The following is a 19,396-nucleotide window of genomic DNA, read 5'->3' as shown; positions in this document are numbered from 1 at the left end:
CCGTTGTGCACCGGACCCGAAGGCCCGGAAGGTGAGCTGGCGCTCAGACAGGCATTACATGCCCATGTCCATGCCACCCATGCCGCCCATGCCACCCATGCCGCCCATGCCGCCGCCCATCGCGGGCTTGTCTTCCTGCAGCTCGCCGACCATGCAGTCGGTGGTGAGCATCAGGCCGGCAACCGAAGCGGCATTCTGCAGCGCGGTGCGCTCGACCTTGGTCGGGTCCAGCACGCCCATCTCGACCATGTCGCCGTACTCGCCGGTGGCGGCGTTGTAGCCGAAGTTGCCCGTACCTTCATTGACCTTGTTGACGACCACCGAGGGCTCGTCGCCGGCGTTGGCGACGATCTCGCGCAGGGGCTGCTCCATCGCGCGCAGCACGATCTTGATGCCGGCGTCCTGGTCGTGGTTGTCGCCCTTGAGGTTGCCCAGGTTGGCGCGGGCACGCAGCAGCGCGACGCCGCCGCCGGGGACGATGCCTTCTTCAACGGCCGCACGGGTGGCGTGCAGCGCGTCTTCGACGCGGGCCTTCTTTTCCTTCATTTCGACTTCGGTGGCAGCACCGACCTTGATCACCGCGACACCGCCGGCGAGCTTGGCGACGCGCTCCTGCAGCTTCTCGCGGTCGTAGTCGGAGGTGGCTTCCTCGATCTGCACGCGGATCTGCTTGACGCGGGCCTCGATGCGGTCGGCCTGGCCGGCGCCGTCGATGAGGATGGTGTTTTCCTTGCCGATCTCGATGCGCTTGGCCTGGCCGAGGTCGTTCAGGGTGGCCTTCTCGAGGGTCAGGCCGACTTCCTCGGCGATGACCTGGCCGCCGGTCAGGACGGCGATGTCTTCCAGCATGGCCTTGCGACGGTCGCCGAAGCCCGGGGCCTTGACGGCGCAGGTCTTGAGGATGCCGCGGATATTGTTCACGACCAGGGTCGCCAGCGCTTCGCCTTCGACGTCTTCGGCGATGATCAGCAGCGGACGGCCGGCCTTGGCGACCTGCTCGAGCACCGGCAGGAGGTCACGAATGTTCGAGATCTTCTTGTCGAACAGCAGAACGAACGGGTTCTCGAGGATCGCGACCTGCTTGTCCGGGTTGTTGATGAAGTACGGCGACAGGTAGCCGCGGTCGAACTGCATGCCCTCGACGACGTCGAGTTCGTTCTGCAGCGACTTGCCGTCCTCGACGGTGATGACGCCTTCCTTGCCGACCTTGTCCATCGCACGGGCGATGATGTCGCCGATGTCCTGGTCCGAGTTCGCGGAGATCGAGCCGACCTGGGCGATTTCCTTGTTGGTCGAGCAGGGCTTCGACAGCTTCTTCAGCTCTTCGATCGTGGCGATTACGGCCTTGTCGATGCCGCGCTTGAGGTCCATCGGGTTCATGCCGGCGGCAACGTACTTCATGCCTTCGCGGACGATCGACTGGGCCAGCACGGTCGCGGTGGTGGTGCCGTCACCGGCGATGTCCGAGGTCTTGGAAGCGACTTCCTTGACCATCTGCGCGCCCATGTTGGCGAACTTGTCCTTCAGTTCGATTTCCTTGGCGACCGAGACGCCGTCCTTGGTCACCGTCGGGGCGCCGAACGAGCGCTCGAGCACGACGTTGCGGCCCTTCGGGCCCAGGGTCACCTTGACCGCGTCGGCCAGGATGTTGACGCCTTCGACCATGCGGGCACGGGCGGAATCACCGAACTTGACTTCTTTAGCTGCCATTGTTGATTGCTCCTAGGATTCGTTTGACGAGGCGGAACGGGAGGCTCAGGCCTCGACCACGCCCATGATGTCTTCTTCGCGCATGACGAGCAGCTCGTCGCCTTCGACCTTGACGGTCTGGCCGGCGTACTTGCCGAACAGGACCTTGTCGCCGACCTTGACGGCCATCGGGCGGACCTTGCCGTCGTCGAGGATCTTGCCGTTGCCCACGGCCAGCACTTCGCCCTGGTCGGGCTTCTCGCCGGCCGAGTCGGGGATCACGATGCCGCTGGCGGTCTTGCGTTCGGCTTCGAGGCGCTTGACGATCACGCGATCATGCAAGGGACGGATTTTCATTGACTCACTCCTTGTTATCACATCGAGCACGGGCAGGGCCCGTCTGGAAAATTCGCAGTGGCCGCGGGCGCTGCCCGGGCCGTTAGCACTCACTGCCAACGAGTGCTAATAATAGGGACGCACTTTTGGGATTTCAAGTGCGGGATGGACATTTCCTTCGCGCGCCTGTCAGGCTGACGGAACACCACCCTGCATGCCGTGAGCGGCGGAAAAAAGCGCGATGGTTGAAGGGCTGGCGGATTCAGCCCGGAGTGGCGCGGCCATTAACATCAGTGGCATTATAATTTGCATACATTTACTTGCTTTGCCCACTCCAGCATCGGGGTTAGCCCCACAGGGCCATGACAGAGACCGTCCAGATCACCCCAAGCGTGCTCCTAGTCGACGACGAGCCAAGCATCTTGTCGTCGCTGCGGCGGCTATTGCGCCCCGCCGGCTACAAGATCCACACGGCGGAGGGCGGCAGGGCCGGCCTGGAGATCCTGGAGCGCGAACACGTCGACCTGGTGGTGTCCGACATGCGCATGCCGGAGATGGACGGCGCGACCTTCCTGGAGCAGGTGCGCACGCGCTGGCCCGACGTGATCCGCCTGCTGCTGACCGGCTACGCGGACATGGGCTCGACCATCGACGCGATCAACCGGGGCGAGATTTATCGCTACATCGCCAAACCCTGGGACGACAGCGAACTGGCGCTGACGGTCAGGGATGCGCTCGAACGGCGCCGGCTGCAAGCGGAAAACGCGCGCCTGCTGGCACTTACCCAGCAGCAGAACGAGGCCCTGCGCGAGCTCAACGCCGGACTCGAGGACAAGGTGCGCGAGCGCACCGACGCGCTGGAGCAGGCCAATGGCTCGCTCAAGCAGGCCAACGAGCGTCTGAAGCAGAATTTCCTCGTCTCCATCAAGACCTTCTCGGGCCTGATCGAATTGCGCGGCGGCGGCGTCGCTGGCCATGCCCGCCGGGTTGCAGACCTCGCGCGCCGGCTGGCAGCTCGACTCGAAGTGGATGCCAAGGGCCAGCAGGACATTTTCGTTGCCGGCCTGCTGCACGATATCGGGAAGATCGGTTTTTCCGATGCGGTGCTCGCCAAACCGGTGCCGCGATTGACCAGCGAGGAGCTCGCGCATTACCGCAAGCACGCGATCGCCGGCGAATCGGCGCTGATGCCGCTCAACGAGCTCAAGGACGCTGCGCACCTGATCCGCTCGCACCACGAACGCTTCGACGGGCAGGGCTTTCCCGATGGGCTGCAGGGCCTGACCATTCCCTTCGGGGCGCGCATCCTGAGTGTCGTGAACGATTACGATGGCTTGCAGAACGGGACGCTGTCCGACAAGCGCATGACGCGCGACGAGGCGCTGGCGATGATCGTGCGGGCGCGAGGCAAACGTTACGACCCGCAGGTCGTCGATGCCTTCGTCGAGATGCAGGGCGGCGTCACACCCGAGCCGCCGTCGCGCGACCTGCCGGTGGCGGCGGCCGACCTGCGGCCGGGCATGGTCCTCGCTCGCGATCTGGTCGGCAGAGACGGTGCCCTGCTCCTCGCGGCCGATTACTTGCTCGACGAATCCCTGACGCGCCAGATCCAGAATTACGCTCGACGCGAAGGCATCACACTGACCTTGTACGTGCGCAACGACAAATGACACGCAGCACCGGCGCCCGGCGTGCCGGTGTTTCGCCTGGGAGGTCCCATGAGCCGCATCCTGATCGTCGATGACGAGGAGTCGATCCTGAAATCGCTGAGGCGACTGCTGTCGCTGACGCCCTGCGTGGCGGGAGGAAAGGTCTATCCGCTGCAGATCGACGTCTTCAGCAACCCGGCCGACGCTCTCGACAAGTCGTGCCACACCGCCTACGACCTGGTGCTGTCCGACTATCGCATGCCCGGGATGGACGGCGTGCAGTTCCTCAAGGCCTTCCGCGAGATCCAGCCGGATGCCGCGCGCCTGATCCTTTCGGGCTACGCCGACCTGAACGGCCTGATCGGCGCCATCAACGAGGCCGGCATCAGCCGCTTCCTGTCCAAACCCTGGAACGACTATGAGCTGGTCGCCGCGATCGGCCAGGCGCTGGCGGTTCGCGAGCTGACGCTCGAAAACCAACGCCTGGCGGATCAGGTGCGCGTCACGGCGGGCGCCATGTCTGCGGAAGAGCTAGAGCGCAAGCGCCTCGAAGCCGAGGAGCCGGGCATCACCAAGGTGATCTGGAGCGAGGACGGTTCGGTGCTGCTCGACGAGTCGCTGCTCGACGATCCGGACGCGGGGCGGCATTGAGATGCCGGAGCTGGAGCGTGACGCCGGCCGGCTGACGTTCAAGCTGGTGTATTACGGCCCCGCGCAGGGCGGCAAGACCACCAACCTGATGCAGTTGCACGATCTGGTGGGCGCCGAGATGAAGGGCGAGCTGATGACCCTCGAGACGCAGCACGACCGCACGCTGTTCTTCGACCTGCTGCCGCTGGGCTTTCGTGCGCCGTCAGGGCTGACGATCCGCTTCCGGTTGTTTACGGTGCCCGGCCAGGTCGCTCATGACGGTACCCGCAAAGCGGTGCTGTCGCGCGCCGACGGCGTGGTCTTCGTCGCCGATTCGCAGCGCACGGAGGCGACGAACAACGGCGAATCCTTCCAGAATCTGGTCGAGAACCTCGGCCGCGTCGGCCTCGACCTGGAGCACCTTCCGATCGTCGTCCAGTTCAACAAGCGCGACCTGCCCTCCATCCTCAGCGAGGACGAGGTGCGCGAACGCTATGAAGGGGCGCCGTGGCCGCTGGTGTTCGCCAGCGCGATCAGCGGCAGCGGCGTCGTGCAGACCTTCCGCGTCCTGTTGCAGGGGGTGTGGCGGCAGTTTGCGTCCGAGCTCGAACTCGACACGGTTCACGGGCTCGACGAGGCGGCCTTCCTCAGGGCCGCACTGGGAGAGGCGCAATGAGCGGCGAGGCCGGTTTCGATCGGGAGTTCGTGCTCGGCGAACTGATCGCTGCCCGCGATGCCGATGAACTGTGCGCCCAGTTGACGCCCGTGCTGGGGGCCCCGGTGGCGCTGCTCGACGCCACCGGAGCGCCGTTCGGCACCGCCGCCGAACCGCCCGGCGCGATCCGCGCGCCCCTGGTGCTGGAACTCGAACCGCTCGCTTATCTCGCCTGCGCCTGCGATGCCGCCGCGCTCAAGGCGGCGGCCCGTGTCGTACGCTGGGGGCTGCTGTCACGCGCACGCTTCCGCATGGTGTCGGATCTGCACCTCGAGGCGGTGCGTGCGGACTACGCCAAGCTACAGCAGCAGAACGAGGCGCTCAGGGCCTCCGAAGCGAAATACCGGGAGCTCGCCGAGGCGCTCGACGCGAAGGTGAAGGAACAGGTCCGGATCATCGACGAGCGCCAGCGCCAGCTCTACCAGGCGGAGCGCCTCGCGTCGATCGGACAGCTCGCGGCGGGCGTTGCGCACGAAATCAACAATCCCCTCGGTTTCGTCACCAGCAACCTCTCTTCGGCCGAACGCTACCTCGCACAGTTGGAAGCCTTGCGCGAATACGTCCCGGCAGAGCGCTGGAAGACGGCCGACATGGACTTCGTGCTGGAGGACTTTGCCGAACTGATCTCGGACTCTCAGCAGGGGGTCGCCCGCATCGCGCGCATCGTTCGCGACCTCAAGGGCTTTTCCAGCGTGGACAAGCCCGACGTGCAGCTCGCGAATCTGAACGAGCACCTCGAGTCGCTGTTTGCGGTGATCGCCGGCCAGAAACCCGCGGGCGTCACCCTCGAGAGCGAGCTGGGGCCGCTTCCGCCCCTGACCTGCCTGCCCGGCCATCTCAACCAGGCCTTCCTCAACATCCTGCAGAACGCGCTGCAGGCAGTCGATCAGCACGGCACCGTGACTTTGCGCTCCTCCGCGACCGACACCCACATCATCGTGCAGATCGACGACGACGGCCCCGGCATCGCGGCGGAGGTCCTGCCCCACATCTTCGACCCTTTCTACACGACGCGCGGCGTGGGCGGGGGCACCGGCCTGGGGCTGACCGTGGCCCGCGACGTCGTTCTCACGCACGGCGGCACGATCACCGCCGACAACCGCCCCGAGGGCGGAGCACGCTTCACCGTGGAGTTGCCGCTGTAGGCCCGCCATGAGCAATTACGCCGCCTTCTTCACCGGTCAGAAGGACGCCGCCGACCCTGCCGCGGCCGCCGAGAAGCCCCGCTACCGCATCCTGTTCGTCGACGACGAGCCGGCGATCCTCAAGGCGCTGACGCGCATCTTCCGCAGCCAGTCCTACGAGGTGCTGACGGCCGGCAACAGCACCGAGGCCCTTGCGCGCCTGAAGGAGGCGCCGGTGCAGGTCATCATCAGCGATTACATGATGCCCGGCATGAACGGCGCCGAACTGCTCAAGCACGTCAAGAAGCTGTATCCGGACACCATCCGCATCATGCTCACCGGCCACGCCGACACCGGGGCGGTGATGGGGGCGATCAACGAAGGAGCGGTCTACAAGTTCATCCTCAAGCCGTGGAACGACGACGACCTGCGCGTCACGGTGTCACTCGCGCTGGAGCAGTTCGACCTGGTGCAGAAGAACCGCGCGCTGACGGCGGAGAACGCGAAGAAATCGAAGGAGATTTCCGCGCTGTCGCGCATGGCGGTGTCCAACCGCAGCCAGCTTGGCACGATGCTGCACAAGAAAGGGCTGATCACCGGTACGCAATGGCAGGAGCTCACCCGGCTGCAGGGCATCCACAAGGAGCCCCTGATCAAGCTGCTGCTCGAGCGCGGCTGGGTGGCCGAGAAGGCCCTGCGCAAGATCCTGCGCGAGGACCTGCTGGTCGAGGAGGTATCGCTCGGCGAATTCCGCGTCGACCCGGCGATTGCAGAGCTTATTCCGCGCTCGTTCTGCCGCAAGCAATGGGTGGTGCCGCTCAAGCTCGAGGGACGGCGCCTGATGCTTGCGGTGGCCGATCCGATGGATGCGGGGCTGATCGACGACATCCGCTTCACGGCCGGGCTGGACCTGAAGGTCGTGATGGCCGACTCCGAGGCGATCCAGAGCAAGATCACCGAGGTATACGGCAGCGACGACGGCAGCGACATCCGCGAACTCGAGACCCTGGTAGGCAATATCGATCCCTACGAGGGCATCGAGATCGTCATCGACGAAGACGAGGCGGTGCCGCTCGACGAGTTGATGGCCGCGACCAACGAGCCCCCGGCGATCCGCCTCGTCAATGCCATCATCCTGGAGGCGATCCGCCTCGGCGCTTCCGACATCCACATCCAGCCGAAGACCAAGAATGTCGTAGTGCGCTTGCGCATCGACGGCGTGCTGCAGGACAAGATCCAGATTCCGCACGCACTGCACAGCCCGCTGGTGTCGCGGCTGAAGATCATGGCCGAGCTAGACATCTCGGAGCGCCGCCGCCCCCAGGACGGGCGCATCACCGTGAAGTCGCCGCTGCGCATCGTCGACCTGCGCATCTCCACCCTGCCGACGATCAATGGCGAAAAGGTCGTGATGCGCATCCTCGACCGCAACTCGCAGGTGCTGAGCCTCGCGGGCCTGGGCTTCGGCGAGACGGGGCTGGCCAAGGTGCGGGTGATGGTCGACAAGCCGCAGGGCCTCGTGCTCGCGACGGGACCGACCGGCAGCGGCAAGACCACCACGCTTTATTCGCTGCTGCAGGCAAACGCCTCGCCTGCGAAGAACTACATCACGATCGAGGATCCGGTCGAGTATTACCTCGACAGCGCGGGCCAGGTACTGGTCAAGGAAAAGATCGGGCTCACCTTCCCGGCGGTACTGCGCGCGATCCTGCGCCAGGATCCGGATGTCGTGCTGATCGGCGAGATCCGCGACTACGAAACCGCCGAGGTCGCGTTCCACACGGCGCTGACGGGCCATCAGGTGCTCTCCACGCTGCACACCAACTCCGCGCTGGCAACCATCGCGCGCCTGCTGGATCTCGGCCTCAAACCCTTCATCGTCGCGAGCGCTCTCGAAGGCGTCATCGCACAGCGCCTGGTGCGTCGCATCTGCCGTCACTGCCGCCGCGAGGCTGCTCCCGACCCCGCCCTCGCCGCCCGCGTCGGCAGCCGCTTTGCCCGACTCGAACGGGTCTTCGCCGGTGAAGGTTGCGCGCAGTGCGACGGCACCGGCTACCACGGACGACTGGGGCTGTACGAGATCCTGCTGCCGGACGAGCGGCTGCGCGATCTGATCACGCGCGGCGCGAGCATCCGCGAGATCACCGAGCACTCGCGGGCAAGCGGACATGAGACGCTGTGGGATGACGCGTTGACGAAGATTGCACGGGGCGACACCACGCTGGAGGAGATCCTGCGCGTGCTCGGCCCGGAACCCGAATGACCGATCAATCCGATGAATTGCTCAGTGAGTGAGTGACATGACCGAACAGGCGTGGGGCGAGGAATTCAGGACCGGCAACCCGGAGCTCGACGAGCGCATCCGGTGGACGATGGCGGATCTCGTGGCGCGGGTCGAGCGGACGCAGGGGCAATTGCTGCAATCGGAAAAGATGGCGGCGGTAGGCCAGCTGGCCGCGGGCGTCGCGCACGAGATCAATAATCCCGTCGGTTTCGTGAGCTCGAACCTGGGGTCGCTGGAACTCTACGTCAAGCGCCTGTTTGACCTCCTGACGGCTTATGAGGCGCTCGAGCAGGCGCTGCCGACGGACCATCCGGCGCGCATTGCCGTCGCCCGCGCGCGGGAAACGGCCGAGATCGATTACCTGCGGCAGGATATCCCCGACCTCTTGCGCGAATCCGGGGAGGGGCTCGCCCGGGTCAAGCACATCGTCAACGATCTGAAGAATTTCTCGCGCAACGACGAGGGCGAATGGCAGGACGCGGACCTCAATGGCGGACTCGCGAGCACGCTGAACGTCGTGTGGAACGAGCTGAAGTACAAGGCCCACGTGGTTCGGGAACTCGGCGACCTTCCGCCGGTGCGCTGCATCCCGGCACAGATCAACCAGGTCTTCATGAATCTGCTGGTGAACGCCGCCCAGGCGATCGAGGGCAGCGGCACGATCACCCTGCGCAGCGGCGCCGACGATGCCAATGCGTGGGTGGAGATTGCGGATACCGGCAAGGGGATGACGCCGGACGTCATGGAGCGCATCTTTGAGCCCTTCTACACGACCAAACCGGTCGGCAAGGGTACCGGCCTTGGACTGTCGATCTCCGCGGAGATCATGAAGCGCCACCACGGAACGCTGACTGTGCAAAGCCGGATCGGCGAGGGCAGCTGCTTCCGGCTGGAACTTCCCCTTGTGGCCGCCCAGCCGGATGAAAACAAGGAGTCCACGCCGTGAGCGGCAGCGTGCCCGTACCGGCGGCCTGGGACGCGCTCCCGTGCCTCGTCCTGGGCCTCGATCGCGATGGGCGGATATGCTCGGTCAATCGCCATGGACAGCAACGCCTGGGCCATGCGGCGCTGCCGGGCATGTTCTTGAAGGAGCTCCTGGTTGAGGACGATCCGGCCGGCGCGCGGCTGCGGGCGCAGTTTCAGGAAATCGGCCCCGGCAGCGAGACCTTGCACGGCGAGTGCATGTTCCTGTGTGCCGACGGCAGCAAATCGGCCCTGGCATGGAGCCTGGCGTGGCAGGGGACACCCGATGCTCCGGCTCCGCTTCAATTGGTCGGCGTCGAGTGCGACCTCGCGGCCCGGCAGGACGATAGCCACCTCTTCCGCGCACTCGCCATGCAGTCGCGACGCGGCATCCTCGTCACCGACCCCGACAACGTGATCCTGTTCGCCAATCCCGCGATGGCGCGGATTTGCGGTTATCCGCTGTCGGAACTGATCGGCCGTACGCCGGCCATGCTGAAGTCCGGCCAGACGCCCCGCGAGGTCTATCAGGACCTCCAGCGCGCACTCGACGACGACAAGGTGTGGCAGGGCGAATTCGTCAATCGGCGCAAGAACGGCGAACGCTATCTCGAGGCGCGCACGATCTGGGCCATTCGCGACAACCAGGGCGAAGTCCGCTACTACGTATCGATCAGCGAAGATCTTGCGGAACGCCAGCGGTACGAGCAGCACATTTCCCACCTCTCGAACATCGACCAGCTCACGGGACTCCAGAACCGTCCGTCCTTCATGCGCGCGCTGTCGGCGGAACTGGAGATGGCGCACCGCGACGGTCACCAGTTGCTGTTGCTGCATCTGGACCTGGACGATTTCGCCGAGATCAACCGGCGACTCGGAGCCGAACTGGCCGATCGGCTGCTCGCCGAGTTCGGCCAGCGGCTACGCGAAGTGTTGCGCCAGTCGGACCGCATCGCCCGCCTTTCGGGGGACAACTTCGCGATATTGCTCCGTCCGCGTGCCGACGACGGGGAGTCCGAGGGGCGTGACATCGCGGAGCGGCTGCTGGCGGCCATCCGGCGCCCCTTCGCGATCGCGGCCAGTGGAAAGAGCATCTTGCGCGCCTCCATCGGGATCGCCTGCTATCCGAACGACGCTGCATCGGCGGACGAACTCCTCGATTGCGCACTCACCGCAACGCAGTCGGCCAAACATGGCGGCGGCAACCGTTCATGCCGTTTTGAAACGACCATGGCACAGCACAGCGACGAATTGCGGCGCCTACGCGCGGCGCTCCCCGGCGTCGCCATGCGCGGGGAGCTGGTGCTGCACTATCAACCCCAGTTGAGCCTCCACTCGGGTCACATCGTCGGCGTCGAGGCCCTGGTGCGCTGGCAGCATCCCGAACTGGGACTACTGAGCCCGGCCGCCTTCATTCCGCTTGCCGAGGAATGCGGCTGCATCGCCGAGATCGACGACTGGGTGCTCGAATCCTCCTGCCGCCAGATGCGCGCATGGCGCGACGCGGGCCTGCCGCCGGTTCGCATGGCCGTGAATTTCTCGGCCCGCCAGTTCCGCCGTGAAGGGCTGCAGGAAACGGTCGCCCAGGCACTCGCGAAGCACGGCGCAGATGCGCGCATGCTCGAGATCGAGATCACCGAAAGCACGGTGATGCAGGACATGGGGGCTGCGATGCGCACCATCACCCAGCTCAAGTCCCTGGAAGTGCGCCTGTCGCTCGATGACTTCGGCACCGGCTACTCCTCGCTCGCCCATCTGTCGCGCTTCCCGATCGATGTCCTGAAGATCGATCAGAGTTTCGTGCGCGACATCGTGACCAACCCGGCCAATGCTGCGATCGTGCAAGCCACCATCGCGATGGCGCAAAAGCTCGGCAAGCTCGTGATCGCCGAAGGGGTCGAAACCGAAGAACAACTGCATTACCTGCGCCGCAGTGAATGCGACGAGTTGCAAGGCTATTTCTTTTCCCGCCCGGTCCCGGCCGACGCCCTCGCGCTCATGCTGCGTGAGGGGCGCGCGCTCAGCTTCACGTCCTCGGCCGAGCAGTCGGTGCGGGACATCGTGCTGCTCGTCGATGACGAAGCGAGCATCCTGTCCGCCCTGCGCCGCACCTTGCGCCGTGAGGGCTACGACATCCTTGCCGCGAACAGCGCCGAGGAAGGCTTCTCCATGCTGGCAAAGCACAATGTGAAAGTCATCGTGTCGGATCAGCGCATGCCCGGCATGAGCGGAACGGAATTCCTGGCGCGGGTGAAGACCCTGTATCCGCGCACGGTACGCATGGTGCTGTCCGGCTATTCGGAAATTTCAGCGGTCACCGATGCGATCAATCGCGGCGCGATCTATCGTTTCCTCGCCAAGCCCTGGGATGACGAACAACTGAAGGAGGAGATCCGCGCCGCGCTGCGCGAATGGCGTTCGCTGTTCGAGCGCCAGCGCGACTAGGCATCGCCGCGCCCGCCAACGGGCAGCCACACACGAACGGCCGTGCCGGCGCCCGGCGTGCTGTCGACCTCGAACCGGCCGTCGTGACTGCGCACGATGCTGTAGCACACCGACAGACCGAGCCCCGTGCCTTCGCCGACCGGCTTGGTGGTGAAGAACGGGTCGAACATGCGCGCGCGCTCGGCCGCGTCCATGCCGCGCCCGTCATCGGCAATCTCGATGCAGACCTCGTCGCCGACATGGCGCGTGCGCAAGGTGATCGTGCCGCGCTCGCGGATTGCATGCGCGGCATTGAGCAGCAGGTTGACGAACACCTGATTGATCTGTCCCAGATCGCAGCGCACGGGGGGGATCGGCTCGTAGTCGCGCACGACCTCGGCCTTTTCCTCGAGCGTCGCGTGCATCACACGGACAGTGTTGTCGAGCGCTTGCTGCAAGTCCGCATCGGCCGTCACATTCGTCGCGTCGAGACGCGCAAAATCCTTCAGATCGGTGACGATGCGCGCAATGCGCCGGACACCTTCACGCGTTTCGGAGAGCAGCACGGTGACGTCTTCGCGGATGAAATCGAGTTCCGAGCGCGCCTGCAGCTGCATGAATTCCTCATGCAAGCCGCTGTCGCCGCGCTGTCGAACGAGCATATCGAAATCCAAGATCAGCTCGAAGAGATCCTTCACGTAGGTCTCCAGGGCATTGAGGTCGGACTGGATGAAACCGATCGGATTATTGATCTCGTGTGCCATGCCCGCGGCCAGCTGACCGAGGCCGGCGAGTTTCTCGGCCTGCAGCAGCTGGCTCTGGGTTTCGCTCAGGCGCGCGTTGGTCTGTTCCAGCTGGGCGATACTCTCGCGCAACAGGCGATCGCTCTCCAGCCGTTCGCTGATGTCGTGGAATACCACCACACAGCCCCCCTGACCGTCGCCCGCGCGCAATGGGGCGCTGGTCAGTTCGACCGGAAAGTGCGAGCCGTCCTTGCGGAAGAACACATCGCCGACGTGCGTCACGACCTTTCCGGAACCACGCGACGCATAGACCGGACAGTCCGCGAGAGGATACGGACGCCCGTCGGCGTGATGGTGATGCATCAGCGTGTGCGAGTGCTGACCCAGCGGCTCGTGCTCCTCGTATCCCAGCATCGCCAGCGCCGCCGGATTGACGAAATTGATGCGGCCGGTCTCGTCGATGCCGTAGATCCCTTCCGCGACGGCATCGAGGACAGTGCGCTGGCGCTGCATCAGACAGGAGATGGCAACCTGCTTATCGCGCAGGCGGGTGACCGTGCGGTTGATCGCATCGGCGATGCGCGACATCTCGTCCTCGCCGCGCCCGTATGGCACCGGTCTGACCTCGCCGCCGGCGGCGACCTGCTCCAGCGCCGTCTCGATGTTCGCGACACGGCGCGTCATGTAGCGCATCAGGCCGATCGCGAAGCCGCTCAACAGTAGCATGCCGAGTCCGAGCAATGAGCCGACGAGCAGCTCGGCACGCCGGCGCGAATCGGCAAGATTCTGGCGGGCATGCTCGACATGCTGATCCTGCGCCGCAGCCAACTCCTGCAAGGGCTCGAAAATCGTCTGACGCAACGAGTACCAATCGAACCTGAGCAGCCGGTCGAGTTCCTTCGCGTCCTGGCTGCGGCTTGCCGTACTCGCGCGCTCCAGGAAGCTCCACAGCCCGGGCAAGGCCAGCTCCATCTCGGTAATGCGCCCCGCCTCGAAGGGATCCGTGGGCGAGACCCGGTGCGCCTGCAGGAAGGTCTGCCAGCTCTCCCGGATGAGCGCACCTTCACGCGTGATCATCTCGGGCATGCCAGCCGGCGACGCGATGCCCAGCAGGACGTCCTGCAGGTGCCCATGGATGGATAGCAGCCGCCGTTCGACGCCGTGCAGCTGTTTCGCCGGGGCGAGCTCATGCTCGAAGATGCGGCGCTCGGCTTCGTCCGACGCGCGCTGCGAGAGCAGGAACACGAAGGACAAGGCCAGCATCACAAATCCGGTCAGAACGACGTGCAGCGCAAGACGCCGTCGGATGCTCAACCGCTTGAACATGAGGTGCGGACGTGCCTTGTCATGAAGAATGGAATGATATTCTAATACCCCGAGTCCTCGGGATCGGGATACAGTTGGCGGAATCGTACGACGAAAGTGGTAAGAGGTGTGCACACGGATCGAATCAGCCTTTCGAGGGTATCGTCACCACGCCCGGCCACATCCATCATGATGCCCGCATGGCCTGAGCGTGCTCCGCGACGGACGGTTTCGGCACGAACCACCGGAACATCGCGACGACAACGCGCGCCGGCTTCGGTCGCCCGGCCGCGCCGGCACACGACCGAACGGAGAAACGGATGACAGCGCACGACGGCGGACAGCCCGGGCATGGAATCGACGCCGGGCTCTATTCGGGCCTGCAGGAGCTCGCCGCGAGCGCCTTCCCCAAACGCTGTCCGGCCTGCGGACGGAGTTATCGCGACGCCGCCGACTATGTCGCGCAGACCCTTCACGTTGGCAACGGCAGCAGCGGGCTCAAGCAGGCCATCGACGACGACGGGCAGGTCATCGTCGAATTGTTCCGCAACTGCGTTTGCGGCTCCACACTGATGGACAGCTTTCGCAACCGGCGCGACTGCAGCGAGGCCGGCCAGCGACGGCGCGCACGCTTCGCCGAAGTTCTCGCGACCCTCGTCGCGCGAGGGCTCGAGCCCAGTCAGGCTCGAGCGGAGCTGCTGAAGATGTTGCGAGGCGAACCGAGTCTGATTCTCAAGGTCCGCCCGCGCACGCCGTGACCCGCTTGCGGTGGTCAATCTGTCGCAAGCGGGGCGCGCAGCCCGTGTGCGAAAGCCCCAAGTACGGCAGTACTCGGCCCGGCCAGCCGGATACAAACGGGCCGCGCCCCCGCCGTGCCGCCAGATACGGGAATCGGCCGAGTCGGTGCCGGATGGTTCGCGACGGCCGCGATTGCCGCGCGGTATTCGGCGCGAATCCGGCGTGCGGCGGCCCCCCGGGCGACAGAACTGGTAAATTGTCGCATTCGAGCAGGAGCGCCCGCCAACCAATGTGCGAACCGGAAACCGGCGCCTTGCACCAGCCGACGGACATGCCGTGGAACGCCACAGCGCTTCCCACCTCTCGAACATGATGAACACAGAAGACACCCCCACGGTTCCGCACGTCGCCATCGTCGACGATGATGCGTTCTTCCGGCGCGCGCTCGAGCGCATCTTTTCTTCGGCCGGCTTCCGCGTCGAGAGTTTCGGCGATGCGGAAAACTTCCTGTCCGGCTACATCCCGAAGCCCGACGCCTGCATCATCCTCGACCTGCGCATGCCCTTCATCGGCGGCCTCGAGATCCAGCAGCGGCTCAAGGATCGGCACATCGACGTTCCGGTGATCATCTACACGGGAAACGCCGACGTCCCGGTGACGGTCGCCGCAATGCAGGCCGGCGCGTTCGCGGTACTCGAAAAGCCCTTGAGCAGCGAATTGCTCATCATGCAGACCCGCGCAGCCATCGCCAGTTCGAAAGAGCGGCGGGCCAAACGCGAGCAGACCACGCTCGCCAGAGCACGGCTAGAAATTCTCACGGAAAGGGAGCGCGAAACCGCCCAGCATCTGGCCGAGGGGCTCTCAGCCCCCCGGATCGGAGAGGCGCTCGGGATCAGCCCGCGCACTGTCGAAGCCCACCGCGTCAACGTGTTTCGCAAGCTGGAGGTCAAGTCGGCCGCCGAGCTGGCGCGTTTGATCGTTCTCGCCGAATTGGGCGAAACCTGACTGCCCCGGGGCGCGGTCCCGCGGCGCGGCGCAGGGCCCCGGTTGCACGACGATCAGTCACGTCGTCGATCGTCCGCAGCCCGCTCAGACCACCGCATGCAGCAGTTGGCCGGGCACGAGCCTGCCGACCGCCTCGTCGAGGACATGCGACCGCCCCAGCTCGTACTCCCGGATCACCTGGCCCGACTCCCGGTCGATGAGTCGCACGGCAAGCTTGCGCGGGTCCGGCGACATGGCAAATTCGAGCGACTTCGCCTGCACGCGAAGAACATCATTCGCCAGACGCACGAAGTCGCTGGCAACTACCGGCAAGGGTTGCTGCGCCGCGGCTCCGGCAGCGTCCTGTGGCAGTCCGCCCTGCCCGCCCCCGTTTGCTCGATCACCAGCCCCAGCGCGGGGCGTCCTGCCCGGCGGCAGGCGGCCTCCGGCATGGATAATCGCGTCGCCGACGGCCAGGCGGGGCGCAAAGTGCATCGATCCGATTTCCATTTCCCGTCCCTTCACGACCTCGATCCGACGATCGGACGCAATCCGGGCGCGAGCGGCGCGGCACTGCAAAACCGCAGCCTTGCACCCGTGCAGGAAGTCTAGGAAACAATCCAGTACGTGTGAATTCGCGAAATTTCCCGGTCGGCTAGGGGAATCTACGTAGTAAGGGCGAAAGGGCGAGCGCGGGCGATGCCAGGACGGGGCCCGGCACGCCCGACATGGCGTGAACGAGCCCCCGAACCAGGATCATGCCAAGCTTTCGGTCTCGGCCGCGGGATGCCTGGGCAGAACGACTCGAAACACCGCTCCCTTGCCGAGCTCACTCTTGACCTCGATGTGCCCTTGGTGCCGCTTGACGATCCCGTAGGACAGGGATAGCCCGAGGCCGGTGCCCTTGCCGACGTCCTTGGTCGTGAAGAACGGCTCGAAGATGCGGCTCAGATGCTCGGGCGGGATTCCCTTGCCCGTGTCCTCGACTTCGACCCACACGACGTCATCGTCGAAGCCGGTGCGCAAGGTGATGCGTCCGTGCGTTTCTATCGCATGCGCAGCATTCACCAGCAGGTTCATGAACACCTGGTTGAGCTGCGACGGAATGCATTCGAGTTCGGGGAGCTTGCCGTACTCCTTGACGACGTCGGCCTTGTACTTGAGCTCGTGCCACACGACATTGAGCGTGCTCTCCAGGCCCGCTTCGAGATTCGCCAGCTCGCGCTCGCCCTTGCCGACATGCGAGAAGTCCTTCAGGTCCTGCACGATGCGCCTGACGCGCTGCAGGCCCTCGAGCGATTCCTTCAGCAGGTCGCCGATGTCCTCGCGGAGGTAGGCGGCGTCGATGTCCTCCTTCATGCGCGCGATGTCAGCCTGCTGCGCGGCGTTGAGTGAGTCTTCGACGCCTTCGTAGGCGGCAAGCAGACGCAACAGGTCTTCGGAATAGCGCTGCAGCGTTCCCAGGTTGGAATTGACGAAACCGACGGGGTTGTTGATCTCGTGCGCGACGCCCGCGGCGAGCTGGCCGATGGATGCCATTTTTTCCGACTGGAGCAACTGGTTCTGGGCCGCCTCCAGTTTTCGGATCAAGGTCTCCTGGTGCCGCTTTTCCGCCTGCAGCGTTGCATTGGCCCTTTCCAGTTCGGCCGTGCGCTCGCGAACCCGGTCCTCGAGGCGGTCGCGCGACTCGCGCAGCGCTTCCTCGGCGAGCGTGCGCTCGGTGATGTCGCTGTACGCGAAAACCCGTCCGACGATCCGCTCGCCCATGTACTGGGGGTGCGAGCGGCACTCGAACACGCGGCCATCGGCCAGGCGATACAGATCCTCGGTGTCTGCACTATCGACGGTGGCTCGCAGCCGCGCGCGGCACAGCTCGCCGTCCGTCACACGGCTGGCAATGAATTCGAGGATTGCGGCATCGTCGCGCTCGCGCAGCAGTTCGTCGGGGATTCCCCACATGTTGCTGGCGAGCCGGTTCATGTTGGTGATTCTGCCCTGCCAGTCGATGACGAGGATGCCATTGCCCGTCGACTCGAGCGTTGCGCGCAGTTGGGAAAGCGTCTGCTCGAGTGCATCCTCCATCTGCAGCTCGTTCCGGGTATCGCGCGCGGATACCAGGATGAGCGGCGCGCCTTCATGGGTGACCACGCGGACGGACTTCATCACCGACATCATCGACTCGTCCGCGCAGCGGTAGAGCCCCTCCTGCTCCTCGATCTCCTGATACTGACCGTTGTGCACGTCCTCCCAATAGAAGACGTCCTGCAGGGAACTCTCGATGTCGGTGATGCACATCTCCGCCAGCTGATCGCGCGAATAGCCGAGCGTCCCGGTCACGGGCCGATTGACCAGCAAGATGCGTAGCGAGGCGGGGTCGACCGCCAGCATCATCTGCGAGCTGTGGTCGAGCATCAGTTCGGCGAGACTACTCATTGGGGCACCGCGTCCTGTCCGGCTTTTCCGGGGTCGAAATAATAGCTGACACGCTTGCGCGGGCTCAGGTAGTTGTAGATCTCGATCGGCACTTGCGCCGGCCGGAGCGCCTTGGCGATATTCAGGTCCTGCTCCCGCGCCAGGTCGACGAGTATCGCGTCGTCCCGGGGAATGCTTGCGTCGTAGATGACGATCACCGGCTTCATCGGCTTGGCGGTATTGACCGTGGCCACCATCGCAACCAAGCCGTTCGAGAGTTGCACGATGGTCCCCGGCGGATAGACGCCAAGGCAGCGAATGAACGCCTGCAGCATGCGCTGATCGAATTTCGGGCGCAGCTTCGCGTACATCCGCGAAAGGGCCTCGTGCGGCGTCAGGGCGCTGGCGATATCCGCCGGATTGCACAGTTCGTCGTAATAGTTCGCGACCGCGACGATGCGCGGCAGCAGGCCGATGGCATCCCCCTTGAGGCCGGCCGGATAGCCGGTACCGTCATAGAGCTCATGATGGTCGCGGATGACCTCCAGGGCAGGTTTGGACAGCTGCAGACGGCGACCGATGTCCACCCCGAACTGGCAATGCATCTGATAAAGATTGCGCTCGGCCTGGGTGAGCGGCTCGGTCTTGTGCAAGATCTTTTCCGGGATCTCCTTGCGCCCGATGTCGTGCAGCAGCGCGCCCATCCCGAGCGCCGAGAAGACTTCCTGCGGCGCCCGGACCTCACGGGCGATCATCAGCGACAGCATCGCGACGTTGAGCGAGTGGAAGTAGAGCTCCTCGCCGCCCGTGCGATCGCCCATTACGTGAATGGCAAGGTCGGGAGAAGACAGGATCGAGTCCGCGATCTGGTCCACCAGCAGCCCTGCCTGCTGCACCGACTCCGCGGGATTTGAGTACAGGTTCCGCTCGATATCCCGGATCGCCTTCGCCGCGTGCACAAAGGCCGCCTCGACCCTCACCGCGGCCTCGCGCTGCGCCCGGATGCGCTCGACCAGCGCCCGCTTCGCCGCCAGAGCAGGCAGGATCGCTGCGCTTGTTGCGCCGGCCGGGGCGTCGGAGTTCGCTGCCGGGGCCGCAGTCCCCTCCCCCGCATCGGGTGCGCCGGGGGGCGATGGCGGTGACGAAGGGTCGGGCGCCGCCGCGGCATCCGGGGAGGAAGGGGCCTGGCGCGCCGTCATGTCGCTCAGGGCCGGGTTGTAGCGCACCGTCGTCAGGCCGAGACTCCGGATCTCCCGGATCTGGTCCTCGGACTTGATCTTGAACTGGCTGAAGGCAAATGGATGCTGGAACCAGCTCAGATCCAGCATGACGTACAGCCCGACCCGCAATTGATCCATCGTAACGGTGTTCGTGTCCGACATCACTGGCTCCGCATCATG

15 protein-coding genes are annotated in these 19,396 nt (G+C 65.1%); 9 read left to right on the top strand and 6 right to left on the bottom strand.

The genetic code is table 11. From position 1 onward, the window contains the following. Window positions 1–54 precede the first annotated feature (54 nt). Window positions 55–1,710 carry a chaperonin GroEL gene (gene groL / locus U5817_RS04340; RefSeq protein WP_407279833.1) on the bottom strand — a complete coding sequence of 552 codons (1,656 nt, stop codon included), beginning with the start codon at window positions 1,708–1,710 and terminating at the stop codon, window positions 55–57. Window positions 1,711–1,755: 45 nt separating this feature from the next. Further along, window positions 1,756–2,046: a co-chaperone GroES gene (gene groES / locus U5817_RS04335; RefSeq protein WP_004311482.1), complete on the bottom strand. Its 291-nt coding sequence runs from the start codon at window positions 2,044–2,046 to the stop codon at window positions 1,756–1,758. A 341-nt stretch (window positions 2,047–2,387) separates the two neighbouring features. Between groES and U5817_RS04330 the strand changes: the two genes are divergently transcribed. From U5817_RS04330 to U5817_RS04300, 7 genes are read left to right on the top strand one after another with little or no spacing between them, the layout of a single operon-like run. Then, entirely contained in the window at window positions 2,388–3,695 is a 1,308-nt protein-coding gene (locus U5817_RS04330; protein WP_169126535.1) for an HD domain-containing phosphohydrolase, read from the top strand. 48 nt (window positions 3,696–3,743) lie between these two features. Then, window positions 3,744–4,325, top strand: a complete 582-nt coding sequence (locus tag U5817_RS04325; RefSeq protein ID WP_169126533.1) for a response regulator — start codon at window positions 3,744–3,746, stop codon at window positions 4,323–4,325. A gap of 1 nt (window position 4,326) precedes the next feature. Next, window positions 4,327–4,980, top strand: coding sequence for a GTP-binding protein (locus U5817_RS04320; RefSeq protein ID WP_407279832.1), 654 nt, complete (start codon window positions 4,327–4,329; stop codon window positions 4,978–4,980). Next, on the top strand, window positions 4,977–6,164 hold the full coding sequence (locus U5817_RS04315) for a sensor histidine kinase (protein WP_407279831.1): 1,188 nt from the start codon (window positions 4,977–4,979) through the stop codon (window positions 6,162–6,164). The genes U5817_RS04320 and U5817_RS04315 overlap by 4 nt, the downstream gene beginning before the upstream one ends. 7 nt (window positions 6,165–6,171) lie before the next feature. Then, a complete protein-coding gene (locus U5817_RS04310) occupies window positions 6,172–8,406 on the top strand; it encodes an ATPase, T2SS/T4P/T4SS family (protein WP_407279830.1) in 2,235 nt (744 codons plus the stop codon). A gap of 37 nt (window positions 8,407–8,443) precedes the next feature. Beyond that, on the top strand, window positions 8,444–9,373 hold the full coding sequence (locus U5817_RS04305; RefSeq protein ID WP_407279829.1) for an ATP-binding protein: 930 nt from the start codon (window positions 8,444–8,446) through the stop codon (window positions 9,371–9,373). After that, entirely contained in the window at window positions 9,370–11,835 is a 2,466-nt protein-coding gene (locus U5817_RS04300; protein ID WP_407279828.1) for an EAL domain-containing protein, read from the top strand. The genes U5817_RS04305 and U5817_RS04300 overlap by 4 nt, the downstream gene beginning before the upstream one ends. On the opposite strand, the gene U5817_RS04295 is transcribed toward U5817_RS04300, so the two are convergent. Beyond that, window positions 11,832–13,883 carry an ATP-binding protein gene (locus U5817_RS04295; protein ID WP_407279827.1) on the bottom strand — a complete coding sequence of 684 codons (2,052 nt, stop codon included), beginning with the start codon at window positions 13,881–13,883 and terminating at the stop codon, window positions 11,832–11,834. The two genes, U5817_RS04300 and U5817_RS04295, sit on opposite strands and share 4 nt — an antisense overlap. Before the next feature lie 299 nt (window positions 13,884–14,182). Between U5817_RS04295 and U5817_RS04290 the strand changes: the two genes are divergently transcribed. Both U5817_RS04290 and U5817_RS04285 read left to right on the top strand, forming a co-directional pair. Continuing rightward, on the top strand, window positions 14,183–14,620 hold the full coding sequence (locus tag U5817_RS04290) for an oxidoreductase (RefSeq protein WP_407279826.1): 438 nt from the start codon (window positions 14,183–14,185) through the stop codon (window positions 14,618–14,620). Between the two features lie 316 nt (window positions 14,621–14,936). Continuing rightward, complete coding sequence (locus U5817_RS04285) at window positions 14,937–15,605, top strand: response regulator transcription factor (RefSeq protein WP_407279825.1); 669 nt, start codon at window positions 14,937–14,939, stop codon at window positions 15,603–15,605. A gap of 84 nt (window positions 15,606–15,689) precedes the next feature. Here U5817_RS04285 and U5817_RS04280 read toward each other — a convergent pair whose 3' ends face one another. The 3 genes from U5817_RS04280 to U5817_RS04270 all read right to left on the bottom strand — a co-directional run bounded on the left by U5817_RS04280 (window position 15,690) and on the right by U5817_RS04270 (window position 19,378). Continuing rightward, window positions 15,690–16,094, bottom strand: coding sequence for a hypothetical protein (locus tag U5817_RS04280; RefSeq protein ID WP_407279824.1), 405 nt, complete (start codon window positions 16,092–16,094; stop codon window positions 15,690–15,692). Window positions 16,095–16,340: 246 nt separating this feature from the next. Next, window positions 16,341–18,017 carry an ATP-binding protein gene (locus U5817_RS04275; protein WP_407279823.1) on the bottom strand — a complete coding sequence of 559 codons (1,677 nt, stop codon included), beginning with the start codon at window positions 18,015–18,017 and terminating at the stop codon, window positions 16,341–16,343. Further along, window positions 18,014–19,378: an HD-GYP domain-containing protein gene (locus tag U5817_RS04270; protein ID WP_407279822.1), complete on the bottom strand. Its 1,365-nt coding sequence runs from the start codon at window positions 19,376–19,378 to the stop codon at window positions 18,014–18,016. The genes U5817_RS04275 and U5817_RS04270 overlap by 4 nt, the downstream gene beginning before the upstream one ends. Window positions 19,379–19,396: the final 18 nt, after the last annotated feature.

Source organism: Aromatoleum evansii (genome assembly GCF_045689615.1).
Classification (GTDB): domain Bacteria; phylum Pseudomonadota; class Gammaproteobacteria; order Burkholderiales; family Rhodocyclaceae; genus Aromatoleum; species Aromatoleum evansii.
Note: the sequence above shows the minus strand (reverse complement) of the source record. Positions and strands in the feature narration are given on the sequence as shown.

Excerpts from the sequence above, each read along its gene's own strand:
- groL (WP_407279833.1), bottom strand. The coding sequence starts at position 1,710 with ATGGCAGCTAAAGAAGTCAAGTTCGGTGATTCCGCCCGTGCCCGCATG.
- groES (WP_004311482.1), bottom strand. The coding sequence starts at position 2,046 with ATGAAAATCCGTCCCTTGCATGATCGCGTGATCGTCAAGCGCCTCGAA.
- U5817_RS04330 (WP_169126535.1), top strand. The coding sequence starts at position 2,388 with ATGACAGAGACCGTCCAGATCACCCCAAGCGTGCTCCTAGTCGACGAC.
- U5817_RS04325 (WP_169126533.1), top strand. The coding sequence starts at position 3,744 with ATGAGCCGCATCCTGATCGTCGATGACGAGGAGTCGATCCTGAAATCG.
- U5817_RS04320 (WP_407279832.1), top strand. The coding sequence starts at position 4,327 with ATGCCGGAGCTGGAGCGTGACGCCGGCCGGCTGACGTTCAAGCTGGTG.
- U5817_RS04315 (WP_407279831.1), top strand. The coding sequence starts at position 4,977 with ATGAGCGGCGAGGCCGGTTTCGATCGGGAGTTCGTGCTCGGCGAACTG.
- U5817_RS04310 (WP_407279830.1), top strand. The coding sequence starts at position 6,172 with ATGAGCAATTACGCCGCCTTCTTCACCGGTCAGAAGGACGCCGCCGAC.
- U5817_RS04305 (WP_407279829.1), top strand. The coding sequence starts at position 8,444 with ATGACCGAACAGGCGTGGGGCGAGGAATTCAGGACCGGCAACCCGGAG.
- U5817_RS04295 (WP_407279827.1), bottom strand. The coding sequence starts at position 13,883 with ATGTTCAAGCGGTTGAGCATCCGACGGCGTCTTGCGCTGCACGTCGTT.
- U5817_RS04290 (WP_407279826.1), top strand. The coding sequence starts at position 14,183 with ATGACAGCGCACGACGGCGGACAGCCCGGGCATGGAATCGACGCCGGG.
- U5817_RS04280 (WP_407279824.1), bottom strand. The coding sequence starts at position 16,094 with ATGGAAATCGGATCGATGCACTTTGCGCCCCGCCTGGCCGTCGGCGAC.
- U5817_RS04275 (WP_407279823.1), bottom strand. The coding sequence starts at position 18,017 with ATGAGTAGTCTCGCCGAACTGATGCTCGACCACAGCTCGCAGATGATG.
- U5817_RS04270 (WP_407279822.1), bottom strand. The coding sequence starts at position 19,378 with ATGTCGGACACGAACACCGTTACGATGGATCAATTGCGGGTCGGGCTG.